The sequence below is a fragment of the Taibaiella lutea genome (assembly GCF_008629695.1).
GTDB lineage: Bacteria > Bacteroidota > Bacteroidia > Chitinophagales > Chitinophagaceae > Taibaiella > Taibaiella lutea.
On the sequence record NZ_VWSH01000001.1, the window covers coordinates 874,373 to 885,854 of the forward strand.

Genomic DNA, 11,482 nt, shown 5'->3' on the forward strand with positions numbered 1-11,482 from the left:
TAATTGAGATTAATTTACCAGTCCCCTGTTTTTCAACATTGGTTTGATATCAGGCGTATGTCCCCTGAAGTCCTGGAACATTTTTCCTAATTCTATCGTATTTCCTCTCGATAACACCATATCGCGGAAACGTTGTCCATTGGTTCTTGTCAAACCGCCGTTTTCCTCAAACCATGAATAAGCGTCATCGTCCAGCATTTCAGTCCACAGATAAGCATAATAGCCGGCAGAATACCCATTTGACCATATATGCAGGAAGTAGGAGCTGCGGTAACGTGAAGGGACATAGCTCAGGTCAAGATGAATTTTCTTAAGCGCTGCCGTTTCAAATGTATCCACATTTTGCTCCGGAGCATCTGCTCCGATGCTGTGCCATTGCATATCAAGACCTGCTGCCGCCAATATCTCCGTCAAAGCATAACCCTGATTGAAAGTACCGGCATTCTTTATTTTAGCAACCAATGCATCAGGAATCGTTTCATTCGTTTTATAATGTTTAGCGTAGTTTTTCAATATCGTAGGATATAAAGCCCAATGTTCATTAAACTGAGAAGGGAATTCCACGAAATCTCTTGCAGTGGCCGTTCCTGAAAGACTTGGATATTGCTGGTCTGCGAAGAACCCGTGCAATGCATGTCCGAACTCATGGAACATCGTAGTTACGTCATCAAAACTGATTAAAGCCGGTTGGCCGTCAGCAGGTTTAGTAAAATTGCAAACGTTATAGATAACAGGCTTGGTACCTAATAATTTGGATTGACCAACCATATTTTCCATCCATGCGCCGCCGTTCTTATTATCACGTTTGAAATAATCGCAATAGAACAACCCGATAGCAGAACCATCTTCATTGAACAATTCAAACACACGCACATCTTTTTGATATACCGGAATATCTTTGCGCTCCTTAAATGTAATACCATACAATTGTGTAGCAGCGTAGAATACACCGTTTTTTAAAACACTGTCCAGTACGAAATAAGGTTTGATCTGACTTTCATCCAAATCATAACGCGCCTTGCGAACCTGGTCTGCATAATAATCCCAGTCGTAAGCCTCTACATTGAAAGTATCTTTTTGCTGATGAATCAAGTCCTGAATATCAGCCGCTTCTTTACGCGCCTTAGCTGTGGCAGCAGGTATCAACTGATTGAAAAAATTCATGACAGCAGCCGGTGTTTCAGCCATCTGGTCCTGCAATTGCCATGAAGCATAATTCGGCAACCCAAGCAATTTTGCTTTTTCCGCCCTGATTTTTGCTATACGGCTGATAGTTGCGCGCGTATCATTCGCATCGCCACGTTCCGCCCTGTTCCATGAAGCATCAAATAATTGTCTGCGTGTGTTACGGTTGCTTAACGAACCTAAAGCAGGTTGCTGTGTCGTATTTTGTAAGGACAATAACCATTTACCTGCTTTACCGGCGTCTTTTGCATCTTTGGCTGCAGCCTCGATATCGCCATCGCTCATACCGGCAAGCGCTTCTTTATTATCAAGCACCAATGCGCCGTTTTTAGCAGCTGCCAACAGCATATTCGTAAATTTCGCGCCCAATCCAGCTTCCTCCTCATTCAATTTTTTAAGCGCCGTTTTATTTTCATCTGTCAATTTTGCACCGGCCTTTACAAATTGCTGGTAATAATATTCAACCAGGCGTAAAGATTCTGCATCCAGGTTCAACCCGCTGCGTTTATCATAAATAGCCTGCACACGATTGAATAATTTTGCATTCAGGTAAATAGCGTCCTGATGGGCAGCAAGTTTGGGAGCAATGGCTTCCTGCACTTTTTGCAATGTTTCGTTGGTATTTGCACCGCTTACCACATTAAAGGCAGCATAAGCGCGATGCAGCAATTGCCCGGATTTCTCCATTGCCACCATCGTATTTTCAAACGTCGGTTCCGCCGTATTATTGGCTATGGAATCCATTTCAGCCATTTGTTGCTTCATGCCCTCTTCAATAGCGGGCTGGTAATCGCCGTCTTTTATTTTATTGAATTCAGGCGCCTGATAAGGCAATGTGCTTGCCGCCATTAATGGATTCGAAGAAGTATCATTACCCTTCGGCGAATCATTGTTGGAGCAGGATGTTATAATACTTGCCATAGCAATTGAAAATAGAATAGGAATTTTTTTCATTGAAAAATTGTTATTGGATTGCAACAAAGATAGCAAATCAATAAGGTTTAGATCTTTTAATAAGATGATTAACCATTAATTCAATAATTTCTTAAAAGCACGCTTAAGAAAAAGATGGGTGGTATAAACAGGACGGTTCAACCTCGAATTATCCTGAATAACAGTGAAATAAATTTCATAATCCCGGATAAAAATTATTCTTGTTTTTTTATAAAGATCAATCTCCCAATCGGAAGAATTGAAAATGAGACAATAACCGCTTTGCCTGTAAATTTCATATTCTTCTTTTATGGCAAAATCCAACAACTTTTCTTTAATTTCCTTTGCAGAAAACCGGGATTTAATTTTTATCAATCTTTTCTCCATTAACTTTCGATATAAGTTATACAAGCCAAACGTGCCACTTAATATTGCAAAAATTATTTCAAAAGTGAAATCATTTTCTGATTGAGTATTAAGTTGACTTAAGCAAATCGAAATAAATATCAATAAAAATGAAATAAGATAATTGATAGCACCATCAAACTTATCCATAAACGATTCGTCGTAAACAAGTTTACCTCTTTCAATACTTTGGTTGATTTCCAGATTTCTTAAAGAACGCATTTTTATTTATAAAAATTCAGAGGAGAAATTCATGATTTCAGACACCTCGGAGGTGTCGGACAAATTATCCATATAGTGTGTCGCAAATTTTACTTTTGATATTCCGTATGCGGATACATTAATTTGAAGGCATTGTAAACCGCCTGATGTATAACCGTTGAATGAATTTCATCCGGCATATAATCGTAGAAAACATTGGTTTCACTACCTCCCTGTTTTATTAAAACATCTTTCAGTGCAACCGCATCATTGTACATAACGGTATCTTCGTCTTTGTTACAAGCACCGACATATACGTTTATCTTGTTTTTATTTTTTGCCTGCAATAAGGAAGGTGCTTCTTTTAACAACAATTCATTACCCCACCAAAGGCTTGGCGTGATAATAATATAGGCATTAAAAAGCTGTCTGTGCCTCAGACATATTTCCGTGGTAAGCAATCCTGCAAAAGATTCACCGATAATGGTCCTGTTAGGAGTAGTTTTATAGTTCTTATCCATAAAAGGCAGTAATTCATTCTCCAGAAAGGCAATATATTTACCGGAACCGCCATAGGAGGTAAAGCTCTCTTTCTTAAAGCCTACCTTATCAAGAAAATCAAGATTATCTACCATAAAAGAACAATCTCTTTTCCTGTCTGTATTTTCAATGCCAACAACAATAGATCGTGGAAAACGATTTACCCAGGGCTGTGTATTGTATCTTACAATTCCGGCAATATGAAAGAAATCTTCCTCAATGCCCCCGTCAATGATATAAATTACAGGATAGGTTATGCTGTCTTGGGGATTGTAATCTTCAGGCAGATAAATATTGACCTTTCTTTTTTCATTTAGCTCTTTGGACTGTATTTCCTCGGTTCGTCCGATTACAATAGGTTTGGCGGATTGAGCAAAATCTTTGTTCGCGTAAAAGAACAGTAACAAAAGAGGAATGAATATCTTCATAAATAAAGTCTTTAATAAAAAAGTAGTTAAAAATTAATCCCAATAATTGAACCATGAGATTTCATTGGTATATAAATTCAATGTAACCGCTTTGTCAATTGGTTTTCTATTGTAAAGAGGAGCTTCCCATGTTAATTTATTTAAGACAGACTCTAACAAACCTCGTGGCATTTCAACACCAAACAGTGGCTGAATACCCCAAAAATTCTCAGCAAGATCTACATGAGCCACCGTATTTCCCTCAAAAGTTATAATTAAATATTCTAAAGGCCTTTCAGAAAACATTCTGCTACACATCGTATCCCAGTTTGGAATTTCTCTTTTCAATTGTGTAAGAATATTTATACTGTCTTTAAGGTATGGTAGCAATAGCCCTTTATTTTCTTTATCAAGCTTTTCTGCTTCTTTAAAAGTGCGCTCAAATACATCTACACCAAATTTACTTTTCAGTTTATCGGCAACCAAACTGTCATATTTGCGCTGATAATAAGGAATAATACATCCATGTCTGGCAGGCCTGCGTATCTTATATTTATGTTGTAAAATATATGCATAAGTAGGAGAATATTGTATTTCCAAAGCAAAACCCGGATAGGGATAATCATCTCTTATCACGACATCTTCTGCAACATGCTTTCTTACTATTAGATTTGTTATAGAATCATCAATCTCATTCCATTTTTTATTAATATGAGCGCGAGTAGTATCGAATGTGAATAGTTCATTTGCGAAGACAGTATCAGAATATAACCCGTTCATTACAGAATCAATTTCATGTTGAATATCATCTTGTGCACGAGTTGTAGTTATTGTAAAAAACAGAAGAAGGAAAAGTAATAAGCTGCGCATTAGTTCGAGACAAACGTTGATTACGATAAAGATAAAAACAAAATGTCAAGCAGGACCATATAAAACATATTACTATTGAACATTAGTTTTAAATTTGGCATTAAAAATACGGCATCTTACAATTCCGGGCTCCTTCATAAGGACGGGCAATTGACCAACAGACAACCATTGAACAGCATGATAAACATTCCGGTTCTTTTACGAAAAAATAAAGGCGCTATTATTTACAGTATCAGTTTAGCCATATTGCTGTTTTTACTCAAATGGCTGGAACTCCGTTTTGTCATATTTGATCATGCGCTCGAAATTTACATCGGTGCCATTGCGATTATATTTACCTCCCTGGGTATATGGCTCGCGTTGAAACTTTCAAAACCTAAAATAGAAACAGTTATAGTAGAGAAAGAGATAATTGTAACCAGAAACGAACAATTTATCCTAAACGAAGCTGTCATTAATCAACTCGAACTAAGCAAAAGAGAATTGGAAGTTTTAGCCTTAATGGCGGAAGGACTTAGCAACCAGGAAATCGCTGCCAAACTTTTCATTTCATTAAGCACCGTCAAAACACATAACCAAAACCTTTTTGAAAAGCTGGATGTCAAGAGGCGGACACAAGCAGCCGAAAAAGCCAGAAGATTAGGACTTATTCCTTAAAAAGCCTCCATCTTTAGCAGGAAAACAGGTTTTAAAAAGAGAAATAGCCGAAAGTATGAGCGAAAAAAGGATTGCAGGCATCATATTTGCAACAACAAAATAATTTACATGATGAAAAAAACTATTCTCATTTACGGACTTATTGCAGGAATCGTCGTTGCCATTCCGATGCTTTTCACCGCCAACCTTTGCCATTCCGACAGCAATTTTGATTATACCAAAAGCATGCTTGTCGGATATGCTTCTATGATAATCGCGTTTTCGTTGATTTTTGTCGGAGTCCGCAATTACCGTAATAATTACAATGACGGCATTATCAGTTTTGGTAAAGCATTCAAAGTCGGTCTTTTTATTGCACTCGTTGCATCCTCTATTTATGTCATCGGCTGGCTTATCGAATATTATTGCTTTATTCCTGATTTTGCAGAAAAGTACTCGGCACATGAAATGGAACAATTAAGAAAGAAAGGTGCAAGCGCGGCAGAATTAGCAGAAGAAACAAAGAAAATGGCAAGTTTTATTCAGATGTACAAAAATCCATTGGTGGTTATACTAATGACCTACGCTGAAATTTTACCGGTAGGTCTGTTGGTGACGCTTATCAGTTCCCTTATTTTAAAAAGAAAAGATAATAAAACTCAATTCAGTTTTGACCAAAATAAATAAACATGGAAAAAAGAGTAACAGGAATCGGCGGCATATTCTTCAAATGCAAAGACCCTGAAAAAATCAACGAATGGTATAAAACCCATCTCGGTTTCAATACAGATCCCTATGGTGTGAAGTTTGAATGGCGCCAGGAAGACGACGCAACAAAAAAAGGATATACCCTATGGAGCACCTTTCCTGACAAGACCAAATACTTCGAGCCCTCCACACAGAACTTCATGATTAATTATCGCGTCGAAAACCTTGAAGCCCTTGTCGAAGAATTGAAAAAAGAAGGTGTTACCATATTGGACAATATAGAAACCTATGAATATGGCAAGTTCGTCCATATTCTTGATCCCGAAGGCAACAAAATTGAGTTATGGGAAGCTTTTGATGAGAAATAAACAGTTGTCCCACAAAGGTGTCCCACACTTTTGAAGTGTGGGACACCTGTTATCCTAAAGTGCAGACACCTATACCTATTTCTTCTTTCTATCCTCTATCTCCTTTGTTAAAGCAGCAGAAAGATCCTTCAACTCCCTATAAGGCACCGTCGCAGTCATCTTTCTTAAATTAATTACAGCTTCTTTATTTAATTGAAAATGGGAATCAGTAATACTCAATTTTTCTTTCACAATAATAAGTCAGCTTACCACCCCTGTAACCTTTTACCTTTCTCCAGTTACCACGCCTGTCAATATCATAAAATGTAGATGTAGACATTGCACCTATTATCTTGCCGGAATTATCGTAAGTAGTGGTACTATTTTTATTTCCCCATTTATCGTACGTAAAAACAATATGATTATAAACGGAATCTGTTCTAAGCATGAGGCTGCTTAACTTAATTATCCGACCAAGGCTATCATAAAAATCCAGAAAACTGGTTTGTGAATTGTAGCTTTTTACAACTTGCCCCGCGTTGTTTTTTCTCGTATAGCTGGTATCGGCAACGGCAGGATTTTCAGAGCTTCGATATTCATATTGATAACAGATACGCCCGCTGTCTTCATAAACATTTTTAATATACAGCCGGTAAGGGCCGATGGTACCATCTGATTGTAACGCCGAACGCCATATTTCATCTGTCAGGTTCAGATCATTATAAGTATAGCGATCAGTGTGTATAAATGTATCGGTAATCTGTCCGCTATCATCATCCACATCATATTCCAGCTGCATTTCAGTCAATGTTTGCCTATTTTGGTTATAAGTACTGACAACTCTTTTTTCTAAAACGTTATGCTCCTCAAAGACCTCTTCTACTACCAGATTTTGCAATGAATCGTAAGTATAATGCGTGGAATCATTAAAATAGGTTTTCGCCTGAACATCTTTATCATAAATATAGTTGCCCGCTTTATTAAACAACTCCGTTTCGGAATATACCCATACTTTCTCCTGCTTGCCGGTACTATCCGAGATATCATAAATATGGGAGCGGATTTTCTTTACCGGACCTTTCAGATCCCGGTAATCTAAATCGCTTTTGACTTTAGTCTGTGCATTTACTGCATTTGTAATACTTAAAAACAAAAGCACTAAAACAAAGGCCTTTTCTGTTTGCAGCGTATTGATTGACACAATTATATTGATTTGGATAATGCAATTTATGATTAAATGATAATGAAACGAGGTGTCCCACACTTTTAAAGTGTGGGACACCTATACATCTTAATATAATAAAAATGCAAAAGAGCCGGACATCTTCAATTGTCCGGCTCTTTTAATATTCAATTTAAATATCTAATCTAATATCTAACGTCAAATATCTTACATATTCCTCCTATACTGCCCACCTACTTCAAACAACGCTCTTGTAATCTGACCAAGCGAACAATACTTCACCGTTTCCATCAACTCTTCAAAAATGTTTTCATTATGAATCGCTTTCTTCTGAAGACGCGACAGCATCTCTTCACCCTTATCGCCACTGCGTTTCCAAAGGTTATGTACATTTTCAATCTGGAATTCCTTTTCTTCTGTCGTAGAACGGATAACTTCCGCAGGAATCACCGTCTTGGAACCCGTCGAGCTAAGGAAAGTATTCACACCGATAATCGGAAATTCACCTGTATGCTTCAAGGTTTCATAGTATAAAGATTCTTCCTGAATCTTACCACGTTGATACATGGTTTCCATTGCGCCCAATACACCGCCACGTTCAGAAATGCGGTCAAACTCCGTCAGTACAGCTTCTTCCACAAGGTCGGTCAGTTCTTCAATGATGAACGAGCCTTGCAATGGATTTTCATTTTTAGCAAGACCCAATTCTTTATTGATAATTAACTGGATAGCCATCGCACGACGAACACTTTCTTCTGTTGGCGTTGTAATAGCTTCATCATACGCATTTGTATGCAGCGAATTACAGTTATCATAAATCGCATACAATGCCTGAAGCGTTGTACGGATATCATTAAAGTCAATTTCCTGCGCATGTAAAGAACGGCCGGAAGTCTGGATATGATACTTCAACATCTGGCTGCGTTCGTTACCACCATATTTATACTTCATGGCCTTAGACCAGATACGGCGCGCCACACGGCCGATTACGCTGTATTCAGGATCCACACCGTTACTGAAGAAGAAAGATAAGTTCGGTGCAAAATCATCGATATTCATACCACGGCTCAAATAATATTCCACAAAAGTGAAACCATTTGAAATGGTAAATGCCAATTGAGAAATCGGATTAGCGCCCGCTTCCGCAATATGATAACCGGAGATAGAAACCGAATAGAAGTTTCTCACCCCTTCATTGATGAAATATTGTTGTACATCACCCATCACACGCAAAGAGAATTCTGTAGAGAAGATACAGGTATTCTGTGCCTGGTCTTCTTTCAGAATATCTGCCTGCACCGTACCGCGCACCGCTTTCAATGTTCTTTCTTTGATAGAAGCATATACATCAGCAGGTAAAACCATATCACCCGTAACACCTAAAAGCATCAATCCAAGACCATTGTTTCCTTCCGGCAATTCGCTTTGCGAACCTTCTGCTTTCTGACCAATACCAACACCCTGACTATAATAAGGACGGGCAACACCACGGTCTTTATAAATAGCATCAATCTTTTTATTTACCTCTTCTTCCAATCCGTTTTCCTTAATGTACAATTCGCATTGCTGGTCAATGGCAGCATTCATAAAGAAAGCTGTAATAGTCGGTGCAGGACCGTTGATTGTCATTGAAACCGAAGTCTTCGGATCAGCAAGATTAAAGCCGCTGTATAATTTTTTGGCATCATCCAAAGAAGGCACACTTACACCTGAATTACCAATCTTACCGTAAATATCCGGACGATGGTCAGGGTCCTGTCCGTAAAGCGTAACGCTGTCAAATGCGGTACTCAGACGCGCTGCAGGCAATCCTTTGCTTACATAGTGGAAACGTTTGTTTGTACGTTCCGGTCCGCCTTCACCGGCAAACATCCTTGTCGGATCTTCACCTTCACGCTTGAACGGATAAATACCCGCAGCATAAGGAAATTCTCCCGGGAAGTTTTCCATCAAAGCCCATTTCAATATCTCGCCCCAGGCTTCAAACTTAGGTACTGCAACTTTAGGTATCTGCGAATGGGATAAAGATTCGGAATGCGTCTTGATTTTAATCTCTTTATCACGCACTTTGAAAATATAAAACTCGTCCTGATAATGACGTTTCTTGGCTTCCCAGTTTTGCAGCAAAAGCAGATTCTTTGGATCGATGTCCAATTGCACTTTTGTATAAACTTCCTGCAATTCTTTTATCAAACGATCTTTATCTTCAATCTTACTTTCCTGTAAAGTTTCAATGGTTTTATGAATGCCGAACAGCTTCTGAGCAATATTTGCCTGTTCCGCAGCTCGTTTGTCATAAGCCCTGTTATTCTCAGAAATCTCGCTCAGGTAGCGGGTTCTCGCAGGCGGGATGATAAATATTTTTTCGCTCAGTTCTTCACTCGGATGAAAAGTTGAAACCAGGCCCGCACCCGTTTTTTCAACTACTTTATCCATCAATGCACGGTACAAAGTATTCGTTCCCGGATCATTGAACTGCGATGCGATAGAACCAAATACCGGCATGGTTTCCGCATCTTTGTCAAACAATTTATGGTTACGTTGGTATTGCTTTTTCACATCGCGCAATGCATCCATCGCACCACGTTTGTCAAATTTGTTCACCGCAACAATATCGGCAAAATCCAACATGTCAATCTTCTCTAATTGGGTAGCAGCACCATATTCAGGTGTCATTACGTACATACTCAAATCACAGTAATCCGTAATCTGTGTATCGCTCTGACCAATACCGGAAGTTTCAAGGATAATCAAATCATACTGTGCTGCTTTCAAAATATTTACAGCGTCATGAATGTATTTGGAAACAGCCAGGTTGCTTTGACGTGTAGCCATCGAACGCATATAAACTCTGTCATTACGAATGGCATTCATACGGATACGGTCACCCAGCAAAGCGCCGCCTGTTTTACGTTTGGATGGATCTACAGAAATAATACCAATCGTTTTATCTTTGAAATCCAATAAATAACGACGCACCATTTCATCCACCAAAGAACTCTTACCCGAACCACCTGTTCCTGTAATACCCAATATAGGCGTTTTGCTTTCTTTTGCCTGTGCCGCAATATTCTTAAGCATGGCTTGTGTTTCAGGCAATTCAGAGAAATTCTCTGCCGCCGAAATCAATACGCCAATATCTTTCGGGTTCTTATTTTTAATATGTCCTACTTCACCATTCAGTTGATTACCTGTAGGGAAATCACTTTTTTGCAATAAGTCAATAATCATACCTTCCAGACCCATAGCGCGGCCGTCATCAGGAGAGTAGATTTTAGTTATGCCATATTCATGTAATTCTGCAATCTCTGTTGGCAAAATTACACCGCCACCACCAGCAAAAATTTTAATATGTCCGCAACCTTTTTCTTTCAGCAAATCATACATGTACTTCAGATACTCAACGTGGCCGCCCTGATAAGAAGTCATGGCAATAGCATTTGCATCTTCCTGAATGGCACAATCAACAACATCCTGCACACTTCTGTCGTGGCCCAGGTGAATAACCTCCGCACCATTTGCCTGCATAATACGGCGCATGATATTAATAGCAGCATCGTGTCCGTCAAACAAAGACGCAGCCGTTACAATTCTGATTTTATTTTGTGGTGTATATGACATAAAATAGTAAGTGATTACTTAAGGCTGCAAAATTACAATAATATCCTGCTAAAGCTATACATTTCAAAAACAAGTTTCCAGCTATACGCTCCTGAATGCAACGACACATTTTCACGTACTTTTGTTTCCGTAAACATATACAAAGCAAATATTCCTCCCGAAAATAATATTATGGATACTACCGACATCTCACAGGCGACGTATAACGCCATTATTGAAACCGCGGCAATTGCACACAAAGATCTTGCATTGCAATTTGGCATGCTCGCAAAGCTGAGCAAAAATGAAGCGGATTATATCGCAAAATCCGGCCAATTAATTGATTTAATGTCGGGCTACGATGCGGAAGAAGTAGATGCTATATTTATTGATAATCCATTAAACATAGAGGAATTTAACAATGCATTAAAATTGATTGCAAATAATATTTCCAACCTCTGACGAAT

Annotated in this window: 10 protein-coding genes; 4 read left to right on the forward strand and 6 right to left on the reverse strand. The window is 38.7% G+C overall.

Annotation, left to right across the window (positions count from 1 at the left end):
* Positions 1-9: 9 nt before the first annotated feature.
* The 4 genes from dcp to F0919_RS03755 all read right to left on the reverse strand — a co-directional run bounded on the left by dcp (position 10) and on the right by F0919_RS03755 (position 4,541).
* Positions 10-2,139, reverse strand: coding sequence for a peptidyl-dipeptidase Dcp (gene dcp, locus F0919_RS03740; RefSeq protein WP_150031371.1), 2,130 nt, complete (start codon positions 2,137-2,139; stop codon positions 10-12).
* A gap of 75 nt (positions 2,140-2,214) precedes the next feature.
* Entirely contained in the window at positions 2,215-2,745 is a 531-nt protein-coding gene (locus F0919_RS03745) for a hypothetical protein (protein WP_150031372.1), read from the reverse strand.
* A gap of 89 nt (positions 2,746-2,834) precedes the next feature.
* The gene (locus F0919_RS03750) at positions 2,835-3,692 is read right to left on the reverse strand and encodes an alpha/beta hydrolase (RefSeq protein WP_150031373.1); all 858 of its coding nucleotides are present in this window, start codon (positions 3,690-3,692) and stop codon (positions 2,835-2,837) included.
* A 33-nt stretch (positions 3,693-3,725) separates the two neighbouring features.
* Complete coding sequence (locus F0919_RS03755) at positions 3,726-4,541, reverse strand: hypothetical protein (RefSeq protein WP_150031374.1); 816 nt, start codon at positions 4,539-4,541, stop codon at positions 3,726-3,728.
* Between the two features lie 75 nt (positions 4,542-4,616).
* Here F0919_RS03755 and F0919_RS18705 point away from each other — a divergent pair, with 75 nt between their 5' ends.
* The 3 genes from F0919_RS18705 to F0919_RS03770 all read left to right on the forward strand — a co-directional run bounded on the left by F0919_RS18705 (position 4,617) and on the right by F0919_RS03770 (position 6,253).
* Complete coding sequence (locus tag F0919_RS18705) at positions 4,617-5,198, forward strand: response regulator transcription factor (protein WP_317132532.1); 582 nt, start codon at positions 4,617-4,619, stop codon at positions 5,196-5,198.
* Between the two features lie 108 nt (positions 5,199-5,306).
* On the forward strand, positions 5,307-5,864 hold the full coding sequence (locus F0919_RS03765) for a DUF4199 domain-containing protein (RefSeq protein WP_235903452.1): 558 nt from the start codon (positions 5,307-5,309) through the stop codon (positions 5,862-5,864).
* 2 nt (positions 5,865-5,866) lie between these two features.
* Positions 5,867-6,253: a VOC family protein gene (locus tag F0919_RS03770; protein WP_150031375.1), complete on the forward strand. Its 387-nt coding sequence runs from the start codon at positions 5,867-5,869 to the stop codon at positions 6,251-6,253.
* Between the two features lie 205 nt (positions 6,254-6,458).
* Here the strand turns inward: F0919_RS03770 and F0919_RS03775 are convergent, their stop codons facing one another.
* Entirely contained in the window at positions 6,459-7,433 is a 975-nt protein-coding gene (locus F0919_RS03775; protein ID WP_150031376.1) for a hypothetical protein, read from the reverse strand.
* 189 nt (positions 7,434-7,622) lie between these two features.
* On the reverse strand, positions 7,623-11,036 hold the full coding sequence (locus F0919_RS03780) for a methylmalonyl-CoA mutase family protein (RefSeq protein ID WP_150031377.1): 3,414 nt from the start codon (positions 11,034-11,036) through the stop codon (positions 7,623-7,625).
* A gap of 171 nt (positions 11,037-11,207) precedes the next feature.
* Between F0919_RS03780 and F0919_RS03785 the strand changes: the two genes are divergently transcribed.
* Complete coding sequence (locus F0919_RS03785; protein ID WP_150031378.1) at positions 11,208-11,477, forward strand: hypothetical protein; 270 nt, start codon at positions 11,208-11,210, stop codon at positions 11,475-11,477.
* The last annotated feature ends 5 nt before the right edge of the window (positions 11,478-11,482 follow it).

Coding starts and splice junctions, on each gene's coding strand:
- F0919_RS03750 (WP_150031373.1), bottom strand. CDS start 3,692: ATGAAGATATTCATTCCTCTTTTGTTACTGTTCTTTTACGCGAACAAA.
- F0919_RS03765 (WP_235903452.1), top strand. CDS start 5,307: ATGATGAAAAAAACTATTCTCATTTACGGACTTATTGCAGGAATCGTC.
- F0919_RS03755 (WP_150031374.1), bottom strand. CDS start 4,541: ATGCGCAGCTTATTACTTTTCCTTCTTCTGTTTTTTACAATAACTACA.
- F0919_RS03745 (WP_150031372.1), bottom strand. CDS start 2,745: ATGCGTTCTTTAAGAAATCTGGAAATCAACCAAAGTATTGAAAGAGGT.
- F0919_RS03770 (WP_150031375.1), top strand. CDS start 5,867: ATGGAAAAAAGAGTAACAGGAATCGGCGGCATATTCTTCAAATGCAAA.
- dcp (WP_150031371.1), bottom strand. CDS start 2,139: ATGAAAAAAATTCCTATTCTATTTTCAATTGCTATGGCAAGTATTATA.
- F0919_RS03780 (WP_150031377.1), bottom strand. CDS start 11,036: ATGTCATATACACCACAAAATAAAATCAGAATTGTAACGGCTGCGTCT.
- F0919_RS03785 (WP_150031378.1), top strand. CDS start 11,208: ATGGATACTACCGACATCTCACAGGCGACGTATAACGCCATTATTGAA.